21 protein-coding genes and 1 pseudogene are annotated in these 23418 nt (G+C 68.3%); 4 read left to right on the top strand and 18 right to left on the bottom strand.

Going from position 1 to position 23418, the window contains the following annotated elements; all coding sequences use genetic code 11:
• Positions 1-12: 12 nt before the first annotated feature.
• The 12 genes from LC041_RS00720 to LC041_RS00665 all read right to left on the bottom strand — a co-directional run bounded on the left by LC041_RS00720 (position 13) and on the right by LC041_RS00665 (position 14645).
• On the bottom strand, positions 13-1536 hold the full coding sequence (locus tag LC041_RS00720; protein WP_226531054.1) for a CoA-acylating methylmalonate-semialdehyde dehydrogenase: 1524 nt from the start codon (positions 1534-1536) through the stop codon (positions 13-15).
• Between the two features lie 23 nt (positions 1537-1559).
• Positions 1560-2459 carry a Cgl0159 family (beta/alpha)8-fold protein gene (locus LC041_RS00715; RefSeq protein ID WP_226531053.1) on the bottom strand — a complete coding sequence of 300 codons (900 nt, stop codon included), beginning with the start codon at positions 2457-2459 and terminating at the stop codon, positions 1560-1562.
• 1 nt (position 2460) lies between these two features.
• Entirely contained in the window at positions 2461-3417 is a 957-nt protein-coding gene (iolC, locus tag LC041_RS00710; RefSeq protein WP_226531785.1) for a 5-dehydro-2-deoxygluconokinase, read from the bottom strand.
• 55 nt (positions 3418-3472) lie between these two features.
• Complete coding sequence (locus LC041_RS00705) at positions 3473-6157, bottom strand: glycoside hydrolase family 38 N-terminal domain-containing protein (RefSeq protein ID WP_226531052.1); 2685 nt, start codon at positions 6155-6157, stop codon at positions 3473-3475.
• 42 nt (positions 6158-6199) lie between these two features.
• On the bottom strand, positions 6200-7456 hold the full coding sequence (locus LC041_RS00700) for a CehA/McbA family metallohydrolase (protein ID WP_226531051.1): 1257 nt from the start codon (positions 7454-7456) through the stop codon (positions 6200-6202).
• Entirely contained in the window at positions 7456-8529 is a 1074-nt protein-coding gene (locus LC041_RS00695) for an ABC transporter ATP-binding protein (RefSeq protein WP_226531050.1), read from the bottom strand. Before LC041_RS00695 ends, LC041_RS00700 begins: the two co-directional genes overlap by 1 nt.
• A complete protein-coding gene (locus tag LC041_RS00690; protein WP_226531049.1) occupies positions 8529-9383 on the bottom strand; it encodes a carbohydrate ABC transporter permease in 855 nt (284 codons plus the stop codon). Before LC041_RS00690 ends, LC041_RS00695 begins: the two co-directional genes overlap by 1 nt.
• Complete coding sequence (locus tag LC041_RS00685) at positions 9380-10327, bottom strand: carbohydrate ABC transporter permease (RefSeq protein ID WP_226531048.1); 948 nt, start codon at positions 10325-10327, stop codon at positions 9380-9382. The genes LC041_RS00690 and LC041_RS00685 overlap by 4 nt, the downstream gene beginning before the upstream one ends.
• Before the next feature lie 2 nt (positions 10328-10329).
• A complete protein-coding gene (locus tag LC041_RS00680; protein ID WP_226531047.1) occupies positions 10330-11739 on the bottom strand; it encodes a sugar ABC transporter substrate-binding protein in 1410 nt (469 codons plus the stop codon).
• Positions 11740-11801: 62 nt separating this feature from the next.
• Positions 11802-12965 (bottom strand): Gfo/Idh/MocA family protein, encoded by a 1164-nt coding sequence (locus LC041_RS00675; RefSeq protein WP_226531046.1) that lies wholly within the window; start codon positions 12963-12965, stop codon positions 11802-11804.
• Positions 12962-13870, bottom strand: a complete 909-nt coding sequence (locus LC041_RS00670; RefSeq protein ID WP_226531045.1) for a sugar phosphate isomerase/epimerase family protein — start codon at positions 13868-13870, stop codon at positions 12962-12964. Before LC041_RS00670 ends, LC041_RS00675 begins: the two co-directional genes overlap by 4 nt.
• Positions 13871-13940: 70 nt before the next feature.
• A complete protein-coding gene (locus tag LC041_RS00665) occupies positions 13941-14645 on the bottom strand; it encodes an MgtC/SapB family protein (protein ID WP_226531044.1) in 705 nt (234 codons plus the stop codon).
• 169 nt (positions 14646-14814) lie between these two features.
• On the opposite strand from LC041_RS00665, the gene LC041_RS00660 reads away from it, so the two are divergent.
• From LC041_RS00660 to LC041_RS00645, 4 genes are all read left to right on the top strand, one after another.
• Complete coding sequence (locus tag LC041_RS00660) at positions 14815-15576, top strand: GntR family transcriptional regulator (RefSeq protein ID WP_226531043.1); 762 nt, start codon at positions 14815-14817, stop codon at positions 15574-15576.
• Between the two features lie 88 nt (positions 15577-15664).
• Positions 15665-16303: a bifunctional 4-hydroxy-2-oxoglutarate aldolase/2-dehydro-3-deoxy-phosphogluconate aldolase gene (locus LC041_RS00655; protein WP_226531042.1), complete on the top strand. Its 639-nt coding sequence runs from the start codon at positions 15665-15667 to the stop codon at positions 16301-16303.
• Between the two features lie 14 nt (positions 16304-16317).
• Complete coding sequence (locus tag LC041_RS00650) at positions 16318-16905, top strand: ankyrin repeat domain-containing protein (protein ID WP_226531041.1); 588 nt, start codon at positions 16318-16320, stop codon at positions 16903-16905.
• The gene (locus tag LC041_RS00645) at positions 16902-17654 is read left to right on the top strand and encodes a sulfite exporter TauE/SafE family protein (protein ID WP_226531040.1); all 753 of its coding nucleotides are present in this window, start codon (positions 16902-16904) and stop codon (positions 17652-17654) included. The genes LC041_RS00650 and LC041_RS00645 overlap by 4 nt, the downstream gene beginning before the upstream one ends.
• A 185-nt stretch (positions 17655-17839) precedes the next feature.
• Here the strand turns inward: LC041_RS00645 and LC041_RS00640 are convergent, their stop codons facing one another.
• The 6 genes and pseudogenes from LC041_RS00640 to LC041_RS00615 all read right to left on the bottom strand — a co-directional run bounded on the left by LC041_RS00640 (position 17840) and on the right by LC041_RS00615 (position 23397).
• A complete protein-coding gene (locus LC041_RS00640; RefSeq protein ID WP_226531039.1) occupies positions 17840-18670 on the bottom strand; it encodes an SDR family oxidoreductase in 831 nt (276 codons plus the stop codon).
• A gap of 36 nt (positions 18671-18706) precedes the next feature.
• On the bottom strand, positions 18707-19465 hold the full coding sequence (locus LC041_RS00635; protein ID WP_226531038.1) for an SDR family NAD(P)-dependent oxidoreductase: 759 nt from the start codon (positions 19463-19465) through the stop codon (positions 18707-18709).
• Between the two features lie 190 nt (positions 19466-19655).
• Positions 19656-20024, bottom strand: a pseudogene (locus tag LC041_RS00630) (lysyl oxidase family protein); the annotation flags it as partial.
• A gap of 216 nt (positions 20025-20240) precedes the next feature.
• The gene (locus LC041_RS00625; protein ID WP_226531037.1) at positions 20241-20804 is read right to left on the bottom strand and encodes a hypothetical protein; all 564 of its coding nucleotides are present in this window, start codon (positions 20802-20804) and stop codon (positions 20241-20243) included.
• A complete protein-coding gene (locus tag LC041_RS00620; protein WP_226531036.1) occupies positions 20797-21690 on the bottom strand; it encodes a class C sortase in 894 nt (297 codons plus the stop codon). The genes LC041_RS00625 and LC041_RS00620 overlap by 8 nt, the downstream gene beginning before the upstream one ends.
• 144 nt (positions 21691-21834) lie before the next feature.
• Positions 21835-23397 carry a SpaH/EbpB family LPXTG-anchored major pilin gene (locus LC041_RS00615; protein WP_226531035.1) on the bottom strand — a complete coding sequence of 521 codons (1563 nt, stop codon included), beginning with the start codon at positions 23395-23397 and terminating at the stop codon, positions 21835-21837.
• Between the last annotated feature and the right edge of the window lie 21 nt (positions 23398-23418).

Raw genomic sequence — 23418 nt, 5'->3', positions numbered from 1 at the left:
CGCCTCCGACGCTCAGTTGTTCTGGGGGAAGCCGAGGTCGATGCCGCCGTGGAGGGCGGGGTCGAGCCACCGGCTGGTGATCGCCTTCTCGCGGGTGAAGAAGTCGAAGCCATGGACACCGTACGCCTTCGCGTCGCCGAACAGCGATGCCTTCCAGCCCCCGAAGGAGTGATACGCGACGGGGACGGGGATGGGCACGTTGATGCCGATCATCCCGACCTGCACGTCGTGCTGGAACCGACGGGCGGCGCCGCCGTCGTTCGTGAAGATCGCGGTGCCGTTGCCGAAGCGGCCGGAGTTGATCAGCTCCACGCCTTCCTGGAAGCTCTGCACCCGAACGACCGACAGCACCGGGCCGAAGATCTCCTCCTGGTAGGCGCGTGAGGAGGTCGGGATCGCGTCGATGAGGGTCGGCCCGAACCAGAAGCCCTCCTCGTGCCCGTCGACGATCAGACCACGACCGTCGACCACGATCCGTGCCCCGTCAGCCTCGGCGATGTCGACATACCCCGACACCTTCGCCCGGTGCTCGGCGGTGATCAGCGGCCCCATGTCAGGCTCACCGTCCACACCACCGGCCCCGTCACCGATCCGCAACCGGGCGATGCGCTCCCGGATCCGCTCGATCAACTCATCCGCCACGGGATCGACCGCGAGCACCACGGACACCGCCATGCACCGCTCACCCGCCGCTCCGAACCCGGCGTTCACCGCCTGGTCGGCGACCAGGTCGAGATCGGCGTCCGGCAGCACGAGCATATGATTCTTCGCCCCACCCAGCGCCTGGACCCGCTTACCGTTACGCGACGCGGTCTCATAGATGTACTGCGCGATCGGCGTCGACCCCACGAACGAGATGGACGCGACATCCGGACTCTCCAACAACCCGTCGACGGCCCGCTTGTCACCCTGCAAAACCGTGAACACGCCCTCGGGAAGCCCCGCCTCGGCCCACAACGCCGCCAGCCACAGAGCCGCGGACGGATCCTTCTCACTGGGCTTGAGGACCACCGCGTTGCCCGCGGCGATCGCGATCGGGAAGAACCACATCGGCACCATCGCCGGGAAATTGAACGGCGAAATGATGCCGACGACCCCGAGCGGCTGCTTCACCGAGTACACATCGATCCCCGTCGACACGTTCTCCGAATACGCACCCTTGATCAGATGCGGGAACCCCGTGGCCAACTCCACCACCTCCTGCCCACGCAGAATCTCCCCCATCGCATCCGAGCGCACCTTCCCGTGCTCAGCCGTGATGATCTCCGCCAACTCGCCCTTACGCGAATGCAGAAGCTCACGGAACGCGAACAACACCGCCTGCCGCCGCGCGATCGACCACCCACTCCACACCTCGAACCCCCGCCGCGCGGACGCGATCGCCTCCGCGATCTCCGCATCATCGGCCAGACCCACGTGCCCCGTCACAACCCCGGTCGCAGGATTATGCACCGGAGCAGTACGACCACTCACAGACACACGAGCAGCACCACCGATCCAGTGACCGATCGTGGGGATGGGGGAAGCGGGGGTCATACGTGTCCTTTGCGAAGAGTCGTTCACGCGGTGAGCTCCGGGTGGACCAGCGAGGCGGCGACGTCGATGGCGGACGCGACGTCGATGTCGGACGAGTACAGAAGCGTGCGCCCGACGGTGAGTCCGCGCACTCCCGGCAGCGAGAGAGCGTCCTCCCAGGACGAGAACGTGTCATCGGGGTCGGCGCCCGCATCTCCCCCGAGGAGCAGCACCGGCATCGTCGTCGCCGCCAGCACGCGCTCCATATCTTCCACCACCGGCAGCTTCAGCCAGGAGCTGGCGCTGCTCGCGCCGAGGCCGCTGGCGATGGCGATCGACAGCATCACGGCGTCCGGGCTCAGATCGTTCACGACCCGGCCGTCCACCCGTCGGCTGAGGAACGGTTCGAGCATGATCGGCAGCTCCGCGCGCGCGGCGGCGGTGACCGCTTCCGCCGTCGAGGCGAGCGTCGGCGCCGTCCCGTCGTCGTCGAGGTTCACCCGCAGCAGGGCCTTGGCGAAGTCGATCCCCGAATCCACCATCGCCGGCACGTCGTACCCCGTGTAGCGGTCGTCCATCTCGAAGCTCGCCCCGCGCAAGCCACCGCGGTTCATCGAGCCGACCACGATCTTGTCGTCCAGCAGACCGAGCACGGCCAGGTCGTCGATGATGTCAGGGGTGCCCAGCACCCCGTCCACACCCGGGTGCCGCAGGGCGATCGCGAGGCGGTCGAGCAACTCATAGCGGTCGGCCATCGCATACGGCGAACTGCCGACGGCGAGGGCACCGCGCGCGGGGTGGTCGGCCGCGATGATGAACAGCCGCCCGTCGCCGCGGATGATCTCGCGGCGACGTCGTCCGGCCAGCGTCTCGCGGATCGCCCGCGGCGACTCCGCACGCACCGTCCGCAGCCGGTGGAAGTCCTCTTCGGTCAGCGCTGTCATCTCATGCATCTCCGTTCACGACCTCGGCGACCTCGCGCTCCGTCGGCATCGCCGTCGAGCATTCCCGGCGTCCGGCCACGATGCCGCCCGCCGCGTTCGCATAGGTCAGTGTCTTCTCGAGTTCCCATCCCGCGAGCAGGCCGTGGCAGAGCGCACCGCCGAAGGCATCGCCGGCACCGAGCCCGTTGACGACCTCGACCGGGGTCGCCGGGATCTCCACCTGCGTCGATCGGGTCTTGGCGAGAACGCCTCGCGGCCCCTGCTTGACGATCGCGAGCTCGACGCCGCGCTCCAGCAGCGCGTTCGCGGCACGGTCAGGGTCGGACTCGCCGACCGCGACCTCGCACTCTTCACGGTTGCCGACGGCGACGGTGGCGAACCCCAGCGCACGCTGGATCTGCGTCTGCGCGGCCTCGGGTGCCTCCCAGAACATGGGGCGATAGTCCAGATCGAACACGGTGTGCGCACGACCTCCCCGCGCTGCGAGGAGGTCGAGGTGGGTCTGCCTGCTCGGCTCCTCGCTCAGTCCGGTCGCCGTGAACCAGAGGAGCGCGGCCTCCCGCACGATCTGCGCATCGACGTCGCCGGGGCGGATCTGCAGGTCCGGAGCGGTGGGCTCGCGGTAGAAGTACAGGGGGAAGTCGTCGGGCGGGAAGATCTCGCAGAAGGTGATCGGCGTCTTGTAGGTCGGATCGGTTGCGACGAAATCACTCCGCACCCCGAGCCGTTCCAGCTCCGCGCGAAGGTACCGCCCGAACGGGTCCTTCCCGACTCTGGAGAGCAGCACGGCGTCATGCCCGTAGCGGGCGGCGGCGACGGCCACGTTGGCCGCGCTTCCGCCGAGATACTTGCCGAAACTCGTGACCTCGCCGAGGCCGACGCCGTCCTGCAGCGGGTACAGGTCGACGCCCAGGCGTCCGATGGCCAGGATCGTCGCGACCGCTCGCTCCTCCGACATCATCCCTCCGCTCCGATTCTTATTTGTCTTAACATTAGCACTAATGTGAACAGGATCAGATCGCACGCCGGATGCTGAGCATCTCACCCGCGACCGCACGGGCGGAGACGACATCGAACTCGGACTCCCGGACCTCGCCGGCGAGGTCGACCCGCGTCCAGGACCCCGGCGCCGAGAACGCCACCTCGCGGGCCTCGGACAGGTAGTTGACGAAACGGAGCTCAGCCGCATCCCCGACCCGGCGCGCCGACTCCAGCACGACATCGCCCGAGAGCGTGACCGGGAACGTCGCTTCGGGCAGAGGACCGTCGGTCTCCCCCGAGCCGCGGACCACGAGCGGATCGTGCCGGAAGATGTCGGCGGCGCGCACCGTCGCCGCATCATCCGCACCGACCAGGATCGCGAGGTCCGTGTGCACGGCCACGCCCAGATACTGCGCACCGGGCACGGGGATCTCGGATCCGGCGGGCTCGTCACGCAGCGGGTGCACGTTCACGCTCATCATCCCGACCGAGCGCGACAGGGTGACCGCGAGGGCGTCCGATGCCCCGGGCGACGACACGAGCTCGTACTCGGACAGCTTCTGCACCAGGACCGCGGCCGAGCCCGCCGCGGCGAAGCGATAGGCCGGGTAGGTCGGCAGCGGGAACTCGCCCCAGCCGCCCTCGGCCGAGCGACCTCGGACGGTCGTGGCGTACTGCCCGGCGCTTCGGGAGGATTCGAGCCCGGCGCCACCGGCGGGGACGAGCACCCGGAGCCGATGGTCGGAGGCGGTGTTCACGTAGTCGATACCGACACGCAGGAAGCCCTCGCCCTCGCGCAGCTCGATCGTGGTGTCGGTCACGAGGGGAACGGTCTCGGTCGACCGGCGACGGTCCGCGGTCAGCCCCACCGGCACGTCGTAGATCCGACGGATGCGGAGGCGTCCGCGCAGCGGGCCCTGCTCCACCACGGAGACGTCGACGGAGGACGGGCTCCTCACGGCGGACGCCGCATCGACCGGGCCGTAGTTGTAGGAGTCGCCGCAGTCGCCGTCGTCGACGAGGGCGAGGGCACCGTCGATCGACGATCCGTCGGCCCCGTCGATGCGCACGGTGCCATCGGCGTTCACGGTCGCGGTGAGCGCGGCATTGGAGAGCGATCCGGCCGTCACCGTGACCGGATCCGCCGAGGCCGGGGCCGAGGTCTCGGACACCGCGGCGAGCGCGAGACCGTCGACATCCACCGCCAGCAGGGCACGGTGACGCGCATCGGCGATGGTCTCGACGTGCCAGAGGTCGTCGCCGCCGACGTCCGCGACGACGCGCTCCTCCAGTTCGACGGTGAAGGCGGCCAGGTCCCACACCCCCTGCGGGCTCTCGGCGACCTGGAAGCGCAGCGACCGCTCTCCCCACTCGTAGCCGTTGATCTGCTGACCGAACAGCTCCCGTCCGTGGATGCGTCGGAGGATCTTGGGCAGGTCGGCGCTGCGCATCCGCTCGTCGCCGAGCACGGTCGGCAGCGGGTCCAGCAGCTGCACGCCCGCGGGAAGCGCATCCGTGTCCACGCCGTGCAGGGTGACCTCCACCTGCGCACGCCGCGCGAAGCCCGAAGGGTTGAACACGAGGTGCTGCGCGGGCGACACTGCCGCCGACACGTCGCGGAGGACGGTGTCGATGACTCCACGGGCGATGTGCCCCGCGGTGTGGATGCGTGTCCCCACCTGCTCCGCGGTCGCGTCGACGCCGCAGCCGGTCACCGAGTCGTGCGCCGTGCTCTCGACGATGCGGTACCAGGCCGTGTCGAAGAAGGAGCGGTGGTCGCGGGTGCCGAACATCAGGTCGAGGCGCTCGGCGGCGGTGAGCGCCTGCTCCGAGCGGGCCATCTCGCGCTTCAGGTTCGTGCGGATCGAGAACACCCCGGGCAGCAGGTTTCCGCGAGCGTGCGAGCGCATCTCGCCCCGCACCCGGGGGAGGGCGGCGAGCGCCGCGGCATCCGTGTCGTACCGGGCGAGGAGACCGTCGAGGGTCGCGATCGACAGGTGCGGCTCACGGCCGATCGCGTCGTAGTCGCGGATGACCTCGGCGAGGTCCTCGGGCGGCGCGGAGTGATCGGTGCCCAGCATCGCGAGCACCGGGTCGTCGCCGTACCAGGAAGCGGTGCGGGCGGCGTAGTCGGGGGCGAGCTCGGGCAGCTGTCCTGGCAGGGCGAACATGTCGAGCCCGTTGCCGTAGCCGTCGAAGAGGTACTCGCAGCGGACGGCGTCACCGTTCGGAGCGACCCACGCGAACGCGTGCTCCTGCACCTCGGCGGGGACGCCACGCCAGAGGGCGCTGTGCCTGATGCCGAAGCCGGCCAGGATCTGCGGCATCTGCGCCGCATGGCCGAACATGTCCGGGAGGTAGCCGACGGGCATGGTGCGCCCGAGGCGAGCACTGGCGGCACGTCCGAGCTCGAGGTTGCGGATGATCGTCTCGCCGTCGCAGCCGAACTCGTCGAGCAGGATCAGGAAGGGGCCCACGCTCAGCTGTTCGCGTCGCACCAGCGCGATGACCCGATCGCGCATGTCCGGACGCATCTCGAGGTAGTCCTCGATCGCCGCCGCCTGGCCGTCGAGCGTGAAGCGATACTCGGGCTCCGCCTCGAGGATCCCGATCAGCCGGTCGAGCATATGCACCAGGCGAAGCCGGAAGACGTCGTGCGGCTCGTACCATTCGCGATCCCAGTGGGTGTGGGGGACGACGACGATCTCACTGCTCACGGGCGGGGACTCCTGTATCTCTGGATGGAATGTCGGGTGCGCTCAGGCACACAGGGCGGCGATGCTGCGGTCGGGGTGCAACAGATAGTAGGGACCGGAGGCCGGGTCGCCATCGAATGAGGCGCGGTCGCCGCGGACCGAGCGCCGCTCCCCCGCACCGTCGACGAGGATCAGGCCGTCGGCATCGATCGCGAGGAGCTCGCCGTCCAGGCGCAGCAGCACCGGGGCGGTGAAGAGCTCGGGAGCGGTCAGGCCGTCGCGCACCGCGACACCGCCCATGATCGCGGTACGACCGGCGGCGACTCCGGCGAGAATCGCCTCGGGCGAGGCGTCTTCCGCGGCGACCCAGGTGGTGGGAGTGCCGGGGCCGACACCCTGGCTCTGCATGTGGAAGTCCGCGCCGCCGAGCAGCACCGCTCCCTTGTCCCACCGCTCGTGGAACGCGAGCGGTGACGTCGCGATGAGCTCGCGGTACCAGGTGGAGTGCCACAGCTCGATCGCGCGCGGTGCACGCTCGAGCGGATGCAACCACGAACAGTCGCCGGAGATGGGGTGGTTCACGCTCAGAACGCCCCCGCGGCGTTCGACCTCGTCGACCCATTCCTGAGCGGGGCGGCGGAAGTCGATCCATCCGATGTCGCCGAAGGCGTTCGCATGACCGCGGTGCGTGGTCACCTCCTGGCCCGGCAGCAACGTGATCGCATGCTGCTCGCCGATCCCGGGGAGGTGTGCGTGGTGGCTCGTGGTGTTGTGATCGGTCACCGCGAGGAAGTCGAGTCCGGCGCGCACGCCCAGTGCCGCCAGGCCGGAGATGCTCTCGCGTCCGTCCGAGTGGAGGGTGTGCGCATGGAAGTCGCCGGCGAACCACGTGAGGCCCGCGGGAGCGGGAAGATCCCTCGAGCTTCCACGCGGCACCCCTGCCACCGGAGCGACGACGGGGCCGTGGTCGATCGCCGACTCCGCAGGCAGGAGGATCTCGACCGCGACGTCGGCACCACCGGCACTCAGACGGTGCACCCCGAGGATGACGTTCCACTCGCCCTCTTCGGGGCGGCCGGGAAGGTATCCGGGGGTGGCGTCGTCCGTACGGATCACGTATGAGGTCCGGGCACCGCCGGACCACCCGCGCCACCCCGCGGCGCCCTCGCAGCCGAGATCGATCACCGCGGCCTCTCCGTCGTAGGAGATGCGCACCTCGAGCGAATCCGTGCCCGCGGGCACGTCGAACGGGACCCGCACGTAACGATCGGCGTTCTGGATGTCGTGCGTGAGGTGGAGGGTGGTGCGGACGGTGCTCATCAGCCGATCCGCTCGGTGCTCTCGGCGTCGAACAGCAGTGCCCGGGTGAGCTGCGGCACGATCCAGCCGCGGTCGCCCGGGGCGGGCTCATGTTCCTCGGGAACGACGACCTGGAGCTTGTGCTCACCGGCGCTCACGAGCACGAGGCTGGTGGCACCGAGGGTCTCGGTCACGACGACCTCCGCCGCGATGCCGTCCGCGACGGGCTCGGACGACCAGCGCAGGTACTCGGGACGGATGCCCCAGCTGACCGCCTGCCCCTCGCGCGCAGACCCCGCTGCCTCGGCCGGCACCGGCACGTCCGCCTCGCCGATGCGTATGCTGCCGCCGGAGACCGTGGTCTCCAGCAGGTTCATGGGCACCGAGCCGATGAAACCGGCCACGAACGTGTTGTTCGGACGGTGGAAGATCTCGCGCGGCGAGCCGATCTGCTGGAGCTTGCCCGCCTTCATCACCGCGATCCGATCGGCCAGCGCGAGGGCCTCGGCCTGGTCGTGCGTCACGAACACGGTCGTGACGCCGAGGTCGCGCTGCAGCTCCTTCAGGAAGGTCCGCGCCTCGAGTCGCAGCCGCGCGTCGAGGTTCGACAGCGGCTCGTCCAGCAGCAGCACGTCGGGACGGGTCGCGACGGCGCGGGCGAGGGCCACGCGCTGCTGCTGCCCTCCGGAGAGCTGACCGGGTCGGCGCTCGATCAGCCCGTTCAGCGACAGCCCGTTCGCGACGGACTCGGCCGTGGTGCGACGCTCCCCCTTGCCCACCCGGCGGATCCGCAGCGGGTAGGCGATGTTGTCGCCGACGTCCATGTGCGGGAACAGCGCGTAGTCCTGGAACACCATCGCCACGCCGCGCTCACCCGGCTCGGCGTTCGTGACGTCTTTCTCACCGATCGTGAGCTTTCCGGACGTGATGCTCTCCAGGCCCGCGATCGAGCGCAGCAGCGTGGTCTTCCCGCACCCGGAGGGTCCGAGCAGCGCGAAGAACTCGCCGTCCGCGATCTCGACGTCGACGCTGTCGACACCGCGCACCCCGCCGGGGTACTCCTTGACGAGTTCGGTTGCAATGATGGCGGCCATCAGGACTTGATCCCTCCGTGGAAGCGGAAACCGTAGCGACGGTTCACAAAGAAGTAGATGAGAAGGACGGGCACCGAGAACACCAGCGAGAACGCCGAGATCAGACGGAGATCCGCCTGGCCGCTCTCGGTGTAGAAGGTGTACATGAGCACGGCGGCCGGCTGCATGTCGGGCGTCCGCAGGAGCAGGAACGGTACGAGGAAGTTTCCCCACACCTGCACGATCGTCCAGATCGCGATGAACGCGAGGCCCGGACGGGCGATCGGCACCACGACGTCCTTGAGGATGCGGAAGGGCCCCGCACCGTAGAGACGCGCCGACTCCTCGTACGACTTGGGGATGGAATCCATGAAGTCCTTGAGGATGAAGATCACCGTCGGGAGGATGCCTCCGGCCAGGACGAGGATCACGCCGACGTGGGTGTTGATCAGCTGCAGCTGGTTGATGAGCTGGAACGTCGGGACCATGGCCGCCGTTCCTGTGACGATGGACGACAGGAGCAGCAGCCCGTAGAGGATGCCGTCGCGCCCCGGGATGCTGATGCGACTCATCGCGTACGACGCCAGGGCGCCGAGCACGATCACGAGCGCCATGGTCCCGATACCGAGGATCAAGGAGTTGAGGATCGATTTCAGGGCATACGGGTTCTCCGCGAGACGGGCGAAGTTGTCGAGCGTCCAGTCCGGCCACGACACCGTCAGCGACGGCGACGCATCGAACGGGGCCAAGACCAGCCACACCATCGGCAGGGCGAAGAACAGCGAGACAAGCACGAGCACGATCGTGAAGAGGATCCGTGAGACGAAGTGCGTGACCGATCGGTCGCGCACGACCGTCTTGATGGCCGACATCATGAGCGCACCTTCTTCTTCTTCGAGCTCGCCCCGCGCGAGACGCGCGTGTACATCAGCGCGATCACGAGGTTGATGAGGAGCATGATGAGCGAGATCGCCGCCCCGAGGCCCAGCTGACCGCCCGGAATGGCCGTCTGGTAGATGTACACCGACAGGATGTCGGTCTGGCCGTTCGGCCCGCCTGCGGTGAGCAGATAGGGCGTGAACGTGTTGAACGTCCACAGCGTGATCAGCAGGGTGTTGGTCAGCAGATGGCCCTTGATGTTGGGCAGGATCACATCGCGCAACTGCTGCCAGGTGTTGGCCCCGACCATGCGCGCGCTCTCGAGCTGCGAGGGCGGCACCGCGCTGATCGCCGAGGAGAACAGCTGCATCGAGAACGCGGTCCCGACCCAGATGTTGAAGATGATGATGCACTCCATCGGGTGCTCGATCAGCCACGCCGCTCCCTCGGTGCCGAGGAGGGCGTTGAGTGTTCCGGTGCGCCGATCCAGCAGTGCGAGCCAGAGGAAGGAGGCGACGGAGGCGGGGATCACCCAGGCGGCGAGCACGAGGGTCTCGATGAAGGTCTTCACCCCCGCTCGTACGTTGCGGAGCATCCACGCGAGCGCGAAGCCGAGCACGGTCTGACCGATGATGCCCGAGACCAGCACGAACACGAGCGTGAGCCACAGCGAGTTCCAGAATCGCGGGTCGTTGAGCGCCGTCGAGAAGTTCTCGAGTCCCACGAACTCCGGGTTGGCTGCGGCGAAACCGGTCAGCCGGTAGTTGGTCATCCCGAGATAGACCGTCCACAGCGCCGGGAAGAGGAGGAACAGGCCGATCAGGAGCAGACCGGGCGCTGCGAACAGTGTCGCCCTCGCCCGGCCCAGACCCGCGACATCCTCCGCGCGGCGCCGGCGGGGAGCGGTGACGCTCCCCGCCGGCATCGTTGCTTGCGTCATGGTCACTCGGAGATCGCGTCCGGACCCACGACGCCTTCGAGACCACGGACGTAGGTCTTCAGTGCGTCATCGACCGACGATCCGGTGGCGACGTCGAGCGTGGCCTGCTGGAGCAGTACCGAGACCTGCGGGTACGCGGCCAGTCCTGGACGGTACGCCGTGATCGGCAGGACCTCTTCGCTGACGAAGGTCAGCATGGGGTCGGACGACAGCAGCTTCTCGTTCACGTCGTTGCGCGGCGAGATCGAGAGCGTACCAGCGGCGCGCGCTTCGAAGGCCTCGGGCGAGTTCATGAAGGCGAGCAGCTCCCAGGCGAGTGCAGCGTGCTTCGAGTTGGGGTTGAGCACACGACCGGTGCCGCCGGACATCGAGACGTAGTCCTGGTCGTTGATGCCCTCGCCCGGCTCGATCGCCGGGATCTTGGCGTAGCCGACGACACTGTCGCGATCGGCCATCGGTGCCGTCCCCACGCCTTCGGCGGGGTTGATCACGGAGCGCCAGAAGTAGTCGCCCTCGAGCAGGATGCCGATCTTGCCCTCCGCGAAGAGCTGGAAGGAGGTGTCGCGTCCCGACGCCTCCTGCTGGAGGACCGGGTCGCCGAGTCCCTCATCGACATAGATCGTCTCGTAGAGGTCGAGCGTCTTCTCCATGCCGTCGGTGGCACCGATCCACTTGCCGTCCTCGTAGACCTGCTCACCGGTGCCGACCAGCATCGGAAGCAGGCCCTGCATCGTGGTCGCCTCACCCATCGCGGTACCGGCGTTGAGCTGGATCGGGGTGACGCCGTCGAGCTTCTTCAGGTCGCGCGACGCCTCGAGGATGTCGTCCCAGCTCTCCGGGGCCCAGTCCTCGTCGAGGCCGGCCTGGGCGAAGAGATCCTTGTTGTAGTAGAGGACGCGACCGTCGGCGCCCTGCGGGACGCCGTAGCGGTCGCCGTCGAACGAGAGGGCGTTCTGCACGGCATCGGGGATCTGCGCCCACCCGTCCCAGTCGTCGACGGCCTCGCCGCCGACCTCGGCGAGCGGCTTGATGTAGCCCGCCTCGGCGAACTCGCCGACCCAGATACCGTCCATGCCGATGATGTCGGCACCCTTGCCGGACTGCAGATCGAGGGCGATCTTGGTCTTGTAGTCCTCGTCGTCGACGCCCTGAGGCTGGAACTCGACGGTGACGTCCTTGCCTTCCGCGTCCATGGCCTTCTCGAACTCGGGGATGACCCAGTCCGCGATCCAGTCCGCCTCGGCGCTGTTCTTGCCGCCGGTGATGGAGTTGGTCGTGAGGGTGAGGGTGACCGGCCCGGAGTCGTCCTCGGTCTCCGGATCCGATCCTCCGGAGCAGCCAGCCAGGACGACCGCACCGACAGTGGTGAGGGCGAACGCCGCAAGCAGGCGGCGCTTTCCGTACGTGACCATTTCTGACCTTTCTGTGTCGCTGAACGCCGAGCGGTTGCCACTCGGTCGCGGATGTGGGTGAACTACTGCGCGGCTTCGACGCCCGGGTCGAGCGTGACGCCCTTCGAGAGCGCGAGCGCGCGGATCATCCGCTGCCCGACGCGCACGTCGGCGACCGATTCCTCGACGCTCGCCCCGTCGGGACGCTCGCCGCGGACCAGTGCCGCCAGCGCGAACAGTTCGTTCTCGAAAGCCTCTTGCTGCATCCACCGCGACTCGCTCACGCGGATGCCGAGTTCCGGGTGGCTCTCCGTCACACGGAGGACGGTGGGAAGGTTCGTCACGTACGGAACGCCGAAGAGCAGTTCGACGGTTCCGGTCTCGTGATGGAAGGTGACGGTCTCCTGGTAGTCGGGGTAGCCGTCGATGTAGTGCCAGTCGAGGGTCCACGGAGTCTCGTCACGGGCGAGCGTTCCGCGCAGGTGCACCGAACCCGGCATCTTCGCGCCCCAGTGCTGCGCGAAGTCGACGTCGCCCAGACCACCGACGAGCATGCGGAGCAGTCCGACGTCATGGACGATGGACCCCAGTACGACGTTCGTGTAGAGCGTGCGCAGGTCGGCCGGAAGGTCGGCGCCGACGGCGGAGTCGACGATGGTCCCCGTCGCGGCGATCAGAGGGGCCACGGTCTCGGGGGAGACGTCGCCGGAGGGAGCCGCGAGTCGCGCGTAGGCCAGCTGCGCCCCGTCGAGCGGGTGCATGACCTGCACGGTGATCGCACGAAGGTCGACGCCGGCGAGGAGCCGCTTCGCGTGCTGCGATGCGAGGTCGTACTCCTTCATGTACCCGACACGCACCCAGTCCCGCAGATCGATCCCGGCCTCTGCGGCGTACGCCATGAGCGTTTCGAGCTCGGCGACCGAATAGGCGAGGGGTTTCTCGGCGAGCACGCGGATACCGGCCTTCACGAGCCGCAGCGTGTCGCCGGCGTGAGAGCCGGTGGTGGCGAGGATCGCGGCGTCGATCGCGAGCACACCGTCGTCCTTCGCGGCGACCAGGGCGTCGACGGACGGGAAACGACGGTCGACGGCCACGCCGTAGCGGGCTCCCATGTCGTCGGTGCGCACGGCGGACAGGTCGACGAGGGCGGCGATCTCGAAGCTGTCGGCGTTCCGGCGCAGCATCGGCAGGTGCACGCTCTGGCTGATCGCCCCCAGCCCGATGACGGCGACGCGAGTGACGCTCACGCGAACCACGCCCGCAGGGCGTCACGGTTGGCGATCTGATCGGCCTTGGCGCGTTCGACCTCGTCGGCCGAACGCGGCACGACATCCTGCTCCACGATGAGCCAGCCGCTGTATCCGCTGCTGATGATCTCCTCCACGAGCTCGGTGACGGCGAGGTCTCCTTGCCCCAGGGGGACGAAGACGCGCTTCTCCCACACCGACCGCATCGGGTCATCGGCCTGCAAGGCTTCGTGCAGGATCTGCGTGCGGGCGTCCTTGAGGTGCAGGTGGTTGACACGGTGACGCCACCGCCGGAAGTCGGGCAGCGGATCGCCTCCCCCGATGAGGAGGTGCCCGGAGTCGAAGGTGAGCCCGACATCTGTCGATGCCAGCAGCGCGTCGACCTCTTCGGGCGTCTCGACGTAGGTGCAGGCGTGGTGGTGGAAGGTCGGCTCGAGTCCCCGATCACGCACACGCGCCGTCGCGAGATTGACACGGTCGACGAACCGCGCCAAGTCGTCCCCGCGCAGCGTGAGCTCCGCCGCGCCGCCGGGACGCGCCTTGCGCTCCGCGCTGCCGGAGTCGGCGAGGGTGGGCACAGGCGCAAGGGTCGGCCCTGCCTCCGCCGCGGTGAGGAACACGTCGAGGATGTCGTCCAAGTCCGCCATTGCGCGGGTGAAGTCGTCTTCGGCTCCGGCGAACGGAAGATCCACCCATCCACCCGCGAGCTCGAGACCGTGGCGCTGCAGGCGCTCGGTCAGCTCCTCGCCTCGTCCGAGGAGTCCGACCGGACCGAGGTCTATGCCCTGGTAGCCGGCTTCGCTGATCCAGCGCGCGAGTTCCTCCCCCTCGGGAAGGGCGACGAGGTCCGGCCGAGCCAGCTCGAAGACCCCGTAGCTCACCGGCGCGTTCGCGATACGGATCACTCGATTTCCTTTCTCCATTGAATGGTGGACCGCAGCCCAGTACGAATGTTAGCAGGTTATTACATATGCATCAATCGTCATCCGAGGAGCCCTGGACGACGACCGATCGCACCCCTTCGAGCCGGGCGATCGCATCGATGAGGTCCGAGCGCTTGTCGGGCGACGACGCCTCGACGAACTCGAGCGTCGCGCGCATGTCGGAATCCCCGTGGATCCGGGTCGCCCCGAGAAGCGTGCCCGGCAGGCCCCGGCGCTCGGCGGCCGCGAGCGCTTCGCGAAGAGCACCCCGATCCGCCTCGTACTGGACAGTGACCCGCAACCTCTCAGGCTCTGGTCGCAGGCGATCGCGGACGCGGGACAACGGCCCGACTGTCAACAGATGCAGCCCGGTGCCGGCGATCGCCAGGAGTGGCATGTTGGCACCGCATGCCATGCCGATCGCCGCCACCACCCAGATCGTCGCCGCCGACGTCAGACCAGACACCGCGTTGTTTCGCACGAAGATCACGCCGGCCCCGAGGAAGCCGATCCCCGATACCACCTGCGCCGCGATGCGCGAGGGGTCGACGGCGACGTCGGGCCCGAGGACCCCCTCGAATCCGTACGCCGAGATCAAGGTGAAGATCGCGGAGCCGATCCCGACGAGGACGTGGGTGCGCAGCCCCGCACTCTTGAGCTTCCGGGAGCGCTCGACACCGACGGCCACCGAGAGCACGAAGGCCAAGGCGAGAAGACCGAGTTCGACGAGCAGGTGCGGATCCCACACGTAGCTCATCTCTCCTGCTCCATGTCAGTACAATAGCACTTTAAGCATTTGCGAGATCAGAGTCGTTCGTCTGACCGGACATGCCACGCCTCTCCGCCCGAAGTTCCCGGAAAATCGGGGGTGGGGTGGATCGTATGATTGTCGCTACAATATGACTCCCCAGAGAAAGCGGAGGACCATGGCCGATCTCGTCACCCCGTGGCCGAACGATCTCTTCGCGGACATCGACCGGACGGGCCCGGTCCCGCTCTACTTCCAGGTCTCCACACGCCTGCAGAGCGCGATCCAATCCGGCGCCATCCCCGCCGGCGCCCGCCTCGAGAATGAGGTGTCGATCGCCGAGCAGCTGGGCCTCTCCCGGCCCACCATCCGACGGGCGATCCAGGAACTCGTCGACAAGGGGCTTCTCGTGCGTCGACGGGGCATCGGCACTCAAGTCGTCCAGGGCTCCGTCACCCGCCAGGTCGAGCTCACCAGCCTGTTCGAGGATCTGCAGAGCGCGCACCACGAGCCGGGGACGCAGGTGTTGACCCACGAGCTGATCCCCGCCTCGGATGAGGTCGCGGAGGCACTGGCGATCACCCCCGGCACCGAGATCCTCCATCTGCGCCGTCGGCGGAGCACAGACGGCGTCCCGGTCGCCATCCTGGAGAATTACCTGCCCCGCGAGTTCGCGGACATCTCGGCCGAGCAACTCGAATCCCGAGGGCTCTATCAGGCCCTCCGTGCACGAGGCGTAGCCATCCGGGTCGCCAAGCAGAAGATCGGCGCGCGGCGCGCAGAGGCCGACGAGCCGGAGCTCCTGGAGATCGAGGCGGGCGGACCGCTGCTCACGATGGAGCGCATCTCGTTCGACCAGTCGGGCGCAGCGATCGAGTTCGGTCACCACTGCTATCGACCCGACCTCTACCGCTTCGAGACGACCCTCGTCGCGAAGTAGCCGGCGCTCTCGCACCGACCTCCCGCCCGACTTGTCATGACAGGATGGGCCCGCGAGAATGGACGAGCCCGCCCGATGAAGGAGCTCCATGTCCGACCGCCTCGACCGCGCACGCACCACCGGCATCCTCGCCGTCCTGCGCGCCCCCTCCCCTGAACTGGCCCTGGAGGCGTCCGAAGCGATCATCCGCGGCGGCGTGACCGGCATCGAGGTCACCTTCTCGACCCCCGATGCGCCGGCAGTGATCCGCGAACTGATCGCGCGTCACGGCGACGCCGCGTACATCGGTGCCGGCACGGTGACCACCGAGGCCCAGGCCGCGCAGGCCGCCGATGCGGGCGCGGAGTTCCTCGTCAGCCCCGGCACGCTCCCCCACCTCACCCGGTCGATGCTCGACACCGGCCGCGTCGTGATGACCGGAGCGATGACGCCCACCGAGGTGATGGGCGCGCTGGAGCTGGGCGTCGACGTCGTCAAGATCTTCCCGGCGTCGCTGGGCGGCCCGTCCTATCTCGGCGCGTTGCGGGGCCCGTTCCCCACCGCCCCCCTGATGCCCACCGGCGGCGTGAACCCGGACAACCTCGCTGCGTGGTTCGCGGCCGGCGCTGTCGCTGTCGGTGCGGGCGGGGACCTCGCGAACGGCGCTGCGATCGCCGCCTCGGACTGGTCCGACATCGAGCTGCGCGCTGCGCGCTTCACCACCGCGCTCTCCGCCGCGCGGGGCTGATCGCACCACACACGATGACCGACGCCACCACTGACCTACTCACCGCCGCAACTGCCGGAGACGCCGATGCCGTGCGGGCCGCGCTCGACGCGGGCGCGGACATCGAGTCGCGCGGAACCGGCGGGATGACAGCGCTGATCGCGGCGGCCAAAGGGAACAGAGTGGAGGCGGCACGAGTGCTCATCGGGGCCGGTGCCGACGTGAACGCGAAGGACGACATCCACGATTCCGCGTACCTGTATGCGGGCGCGCGAGGGCACGACGAGATCCTGCTACTGACGCTCGACAACGGCGCCGACCTGACGAGCACGAATCGCTTCGGTGGTACCGCACTGATCCCGGCGTCCGAACGCGGACTCGTCGCCACCGTCGAGATCCTCCTCGAGGCCGGCGTGGATCCGAACCACGTCAACAACCTGAACTGGACGGCTCTGCACGAGGCGATCGTGCTCGGCGACGGATCTCCCGCCTATGTGGAGGTGGTGCGGGCCCTCCTCGACGGAGGCGCCGACGCCCGCCTCCCCGACGGCGACGGAGTGCCGCCGATCGCGCTGGCACGCAGCCGCGGCTACGACGCGATCGTCGCCGAACTGGAACGGTGATCGAGCTCGACCCGTGGGCGTGGGCCGCCCTCGCCGTGGCCGCGGTGACGATCGGCATCTCCAAGACGGCTCTCCCCGGCGGCAGCATCCTGGCTATCGCGCTGTTCGCGGCGGTCCTGCCCGCGCGCACCTCCACGGCCGCGATGCTGCTCCTGCTGATGGTCGGCGACGTGTTCGCGCTGATCGCCTATCGCCGCCACGCCCACTGGCCGACGCTGCTGCGCCTCGCGCCGGCCGTCGTCCTCGGGCTCCTGGCCGGATTCGCCTTCCTCGCGCTCGCAGGCGACGGCATCGTCCGGCGAGCGATCGGGGTGATCCTGCTGCTGATGATCGGCGTGACCCTCTGGCGGCGAGGGCAACAGGACCGAGCGCACGCAGCGGTCTCGCCCTCCTCCGGCAGCATCGCGCTCGCTGGCGCCTACGGCACTCTCGGCGGCTTCACGACGATGGTCGCCAACGCCGGCGGCCCCGTGATGTCCATGTACTTCCTCGCCACCCGGACCCCGGTGCAGGTCTTCCTCGGCACCTCGGCGTGGTTCTTCGCGATCATCAACGTGCTCAAGGTGCCGTTCCTCGCCGGTCTCGGCCTGTTCCCCGCTCCGGTGCTCCTGATGGATGCGGTACTCGCCCCGCTCGTGGTGGTCGGCGCGCTCCTCGGCCTTCGAGTCGCGCGGCGCCTGAACCAACGCATGTTCGACCGCCTCGTGATCGCGCTCACCATCCTCGGCGCGACCTACCTCCTGCTCTGACCCCCTCCCCCCTCTGACCCCCTCCCCCCTCTGCCCCCTGTCCCCCTCTCCCCCCTGCCCCCCTGCCAAAACAGAGAGCGGATGCGGTCTGCACGGCGTGTCGGGGCTCGACACGCCGACGCATCGGCATGCGGTCTCCGTTTTGGCAGGGGTGAGGAGCCCGGAGGGCAGGGGGTGGGGTGGAGTCAGTCGAGGAAGATGTCGGGGAAGAGCGCGCTGTCGGGAGTGCCGGGGATCGCAGCGTACGTCGAGAAGTCGGACACACCCTCGGCCTCGAGCACGTCCTCCACGATGAGCGTCTGTCCGGTGTAGGACGCCGCGGGCTTGAGCAGCACCGCATACGCGGCATCCGCGTAGATGTCGGGCGTGCGGCTCGCGGCCATCACCTTGTCGCCCCCGAGGAGGTTCTGCACCGCCGCAGTGGCGATCGTCGTGCGGGGCCACAGCGTGTTGGCGGCGACCCCGTCAGGTGCGAACTCCGCGGCGAGGCCCAGCGTGGCCATGGTCATGCCGAACTTCGCGAGCGTGTACCCGGTGTGTGCCCCGAGCCACTTCGGAGTCGGATTCAGAGGCGGCGACAGCGACAGGATGTGCGGGTTCTCGGCGTCCTTCAGGATCGGCACCGCCGCGCGGGACAACATGAACGTGCCGCGCACGTTGACGTCCTGCATGAGGTCGTACTTCTTGGCGTTGAGGTCGAGCGAGCGCGAGAGGTCGATCACGCTGGCGTTGTTGATCACGATGTCGATGCCGCCGAACTCCCCCTGGGTCTTCAGGACCGCTTCGGTGATGTCATCGTCATCGCGGACGTCGCCCACGATCGGCAAGGCGTTCCCTCCGGCCGCGCGGATCTGCTCCGCGGCGGTGTGGATCGTGCCCTCGAGCTTGGGATGCGGCGTGTCGGTCTTCGCGAGCATCGCGATGTTCGCACCATCGGCCGCCGCCCGCAGAGCGATCGCGAGGCCGATGCCGCGGCTGCCGCCCGACATCAGGATGGTCTTGCCTGCCAGCGTCATGGATTCTCCTGGGTTCTCGAGGTTCTGAGGGCGGGGTCAGCGCGGGGCCATGCGGATCGCACCGTCGAGACGGATGGTCTCGCCGTTGAGGTAGCCGTTCTCGACGATCTGCTCCACGAGAGCGGCGTACTCGTCTGGGCGGCCGAGGCGGGCGGGGAACGGCACCTGCTGACCGAGGGAGTCCTGCGCCTCCTGCGGCAGCCCCATCAGCATCGGCGTCTCCATGATGCCCGGCGCGATCGTGCAGACCCGGATGCCGTGGCGCGCGAGCTCGCGCGCGATCGGGAGGGTCATCGCGTGCACGCCGCCCTTCGACGCCGAGTACGCGGGCTGGCCGATCTGCCCGTCGAAGGCGGCAACGCTGGCCGTGTTGACGATGACGCCGCGTTCGTCGTCGTGGAGTTCATTCTTGGCGATCGCGGCCGAAGCCTGCGAGATGACGTTGAACGTGCCGACGAGGTTGATGCGGACCACACGTTCGAAGTCGGCGAGGACGGCCGGACTGCCTTCGCGGTCGAGCACCTTGGCAGGGGGTGCGATGCCCGCGCAGTTCACGACGACGCGCAGTGGCGCTGCGGACTGCGCTGTCGCGACGGCTGCGCGCACCTCGTCGGAGCTCGTGACATCGGCGGCGACGAACAATCCACCGATCTCGTCGGCGATGTCCGCCCCCTTCGATGAGGCGAGGTCGATGATCGTCACGTGGGCGCCCGCGGCCACGAGGCGGCGTGCGGTCGCCAAGCCGAGGCCCGAGGCTCCGCCGGTGACGAGCGCACCCTGTCCGCTGATCTGCATCTGATGTTCTCCTTCGAACGTCGTCGTGCGACTGAGTTTCAGCCTACGTGGTTCCTGGTGCCAGCACGAACGGACGTGCGCACTGGTGCGGTGAACCGATCCGGTGCGTGCGGAGAGCGTGGAACTGCGTCGGAAGCGAGCCTACGACACCGCCTCGGAAGATGACGGCTTCCGGTCCCGGCCGAGATCGCTATGGTGCCGTGAAATCGACGGCGAAGTAGACGACGTTGTTTGTCTTGTCCGACTCGAGCAAGACCCCTTCGGGATCCACGGTCAGCTTCACCCAGTAGGTCCCCGACGGCACGCCGGTGACATCGATCCACTGGTCTGGAAGATCGGCACCGTAGTAGTCGGCGAACCCCGTATTGATGCCCTGCTCGTAGATGCCGCAGTCGAACGGGCGCAGGTCGAGGAAGACGTCGCCGTCCGCTCGCGCGGGAGGGTCGACGGCGAGTAGGTCGGTGAGGCAGAAGCTCACCTTGGTGCTGGAGGCGAGGACTGTGCTCTTGTCCTCGGATACCAGTTCGTAGCATTCGAACTCGTCGAGATGGAAGTGGTTGTGTTCGGCGTGCTAGACGAATCGACCCGCATCGTGCACGTACACCTCCCCGTCGCCGTACACGCGCTGCTGGACGTTCTGAGTCGCACCGTCACCGCTGACCTCTGCGGCGGTGACATGGAGCAGCCCGCCGAGATTCGCCGTCGATGTCCCGAATCGGAGGAGGACGCGGCCCGGCTTGGTCGTGGTATCGACGCGGGTTGCCGTGGGCGGCGGCTACTCTTCCCCGCCGGAACTGGTGAGCTGCGGCACGAGGTCGGGAAGACGGAGGTCCGTGCACTGGTCCTGCGCGAGGCACGCACGGAAAGCGGCGACGGGGATGGCAGCCGTCTCGCCGAGCGGGATCGTGAACTCCTGGGAGAGCGCCGAGGGGGTGGGCATGTTCGCCGCCGCCGGCCCTTCGATGGCAGGCTGCACGCGAATGCGCGCGGTCGTCTCACCGGGGGTCGCATCGTCGATCGTGTCGAGGACGAACACGCCGTCCGTATCCGTGGCCGTCGTGTCCAGGGGCAGCGGCCCGGTCGAGTAGACCCGCACGTCCCATCCTGACAGCGCCGGTTCCCCGGGGCCGCGGACGCCATCACCGTCGCGGTCTTGGAACAGGTAGCCGCCGACACCACCGCCCTGGGGCGTCGGCACGGTGGGTGCGACAGGAGTCGCCGTGGTCGACACTCCCGCCCAGATGGCGCCGCCGACACCGATCGCCGCGACGACTGCGATCGCGGCGACGACGAGCCACCGGCGACGCGGCATCCGTCTTGCGGTCGAACGTTCAGTCATCGTGATCGTCTCCTCCGGAGCGCGGGGGCGTGGGTTTCGTTCGCCGGCCTCCCCGCCACACATACCAGCCGATTCCCGTCAGTGCGATGACATACGCGACGAGCCACCAGGGGAATCCGGGCGCATCGGAGGGACCGGTGGCGGACTCCAGGTCCTCGTCCGGGGTGGGTGTGACCCGCTCGCCCGTCACGAGGATCCGGTGGGTGTTGACTCCGAGGGGCGTGCAGGTGACCAGCGTGACCAGGTCGCGGCCCTCCTCCTGACGGAGCGCCTGAGTGTCGTCGGGCTCCACCACTCGGGTGTCGACGACCTTGTACGTGAGCACCTTCCCGAACGTGTTGACCGTGAACGTGTCACCGATCACGAGTCGGTCCAAGTCGGTGAAGAGCCTCGCTTCGGCAAGGCCGCGATGCCCCGTGAGAACGGTGTGCGTGCTTTCCCCGCCGACAGGCAGCGAGGTGCCTTCCAGATGCCCCACACCGCGCTGGAGGGTGCTCTCGCTCGTGCCGTGGTAGATCGGGAGGTCGACGTCGATCTTCGGGATCTGGATCCGGGCCATCACACCGGTGGACGTCGACAGCATCGACCAGTAGTCGTAGAGCTGGTTGCGCGATACGCCGTCTCCTTCGGGAACGGTGGTGTTCGCGGCGAGCACCGCCCCGGCAGACAGGTCGGCGTTGTAGCGCCGCGCTTCGTCAAGCTGTTCCGCCGCAGACGGCTGAGCCGTGTTGATCGAGGTGTAGTAGCGGTCGACGACCTGGGTCTGGTTGAGAGCGAACACCCAGCTGGCGGCGCTCGAGTACACCAGCGCGGTCGCACCGGCGAGCGCCACGACGGCAGTGAGCAGGAGGAGCGGGCTCGGTCGCCAGCGGCGCTGTCTGCGCATGCGGTGTCGCGGACCAGTCGAGTACATCGGGGCTCTCGTGTTGTGGCTCATGGTGAAGCGGGTGGTTGCCGTGCTCGGGCAACCACCCGCTTCGTTCGGTTCACGCACCGGCCGAAGCCGGGCGCGAGGACGTCGAGGCTCGTGTTATGCGGCCTCGGTGACCTCGGAGTGCTCGCGACGCGTGCGCGCGAGAAGCACACCACCGGCTGCCATGGTCAGCAAGGCGATGCCGCCGATGGTCAGGAGCATCTGCCCGTCCGAGCCGGTCAGCGGCAGGCCGGGGACCAGCTGCTGGTCGTTCTCGATGGTGAACGTCGGGGCCACGGCGGTGTCGCCGGGGACGATGTTCACGCTGGTCAGCGCTGCGTCGCCGGTGGGCAGGACGTACCCGGCAGGGGCGACCGTCTCCTCGAGGATGTAGCAGCGGTCGGCGACGTCCTCGTTCGTGTCACCGACCCACAGGCCCGAGACGACGATGGAGCCGTCAGCGGCCGAGGTGGTAGTGGCGACCGGGGTGAGCCCGTCGATGTCGGCCGTGGCGGCGTCGTCGCAGGTGCCGTCCGTGTCGGAGGTCATGTAGACGTTGAACTCCGCACCGCCGAGAACGTTGCTGCCCGTCGCGTCGGTCTTCTCGCCGAGGAGGTTGCCCCAGCGGGTGGTGACCACGGGCGTGGGGTTGTCGCCGCCGTTGCCGTCGCCGTCGAGGTCGAGGTCGTTGACGTTCACGAAGGCCTGGTTGTCGATCACACCGTTGGCGTTGGCGACGGCCGTGAAGTCCACCGTCAGCGTCTGGCCGTTCGCGAGCTGGTCGAGACCGGGCTGCAGGAACACGACCGTGATGACGTCGCCCGTGGTGTCGAGCGAGTAGTCCGTCCCCTCGGTCAGCGCAGTGCCGTCGAGTCCGACCACGACCGAACCCGCGAGCAGGTCGAGCTTGTCGTCCAGCGTGTCGGTCACGGTGAGCTTGGTGTAGACGTCGCCGTCAGCCAGCGCGGGGATGCGCTGGGAGATGGTGTAGTCGATGTCGTCACCGAGCACGACACCGTTGGTGGGCTGATCGCCGATGACCTTGTCCGGCGCCTCGACGTTCACGTTCTTGGGGTAGACGTTGACGTCGTACTCCCACATGCCCGTGTTGTCCGCACCTGCGACGTCATCGGCCGGTGTCGGGACGGTCACGACGAACGGGTCCCCCATGATGACACCCGCCGGTGCGGCCGTCTCGGTCACGAGGTACGCGCCGACGGCGAGGTTCGCGAGGAAGGCCTCTCCATTGACATCGGTCGTGACGGTCTGGCAGTTGAGCAGGTCGAACGACGAGCCGCCGTCGACGCCCGCCACCGACCCGGTCAGTGCCGCCCCGTTGCTGCTCAGCGCATCGAGTCCGAGCACCTGGTCCCACCCGAGGTTGGAAGTGTCGCCGAGCGAGGTGATGTTGTCGATGGCACAGACCTCGAAGTCGACGCCCTCGATGACATCCGACGTCGGGTCCTGACCCGAACCCGACGGGTCCTGCGCCCCGTCTGCGGGGTACGCATACTTGTGGATGGTCAGCGAGCCGATGACGCTGTCGTCGACGGGGCCGGCCACCGGTGCTGCAGAAGCGGCACCACCGGTGAGGACCACGCCCGCGACGCCGAGCGACATCGCGGCCGCCGCAGCGAGCGTGGTGCGCCCTCGCTTCGTGACCTTGGGAGTGTTCAACATGTGATGGATCTCTTTCTTCTC

The sequence above is a fragment of the Microbacterium paraoxydans genome (genome assembly GCF_020524545.1).
Taxonomy (GTDB): Bacteria; Actinomycetota; Actinomycetes; order Actinomycetales; family Microbacteriaceae; genus Microbacterium; species Microbacterium paraoxydans_C.
Note: the sequence above shows the minus strand (reverse complement) of the source record. Positions and strands in the feature narration are given on the sequence as shown.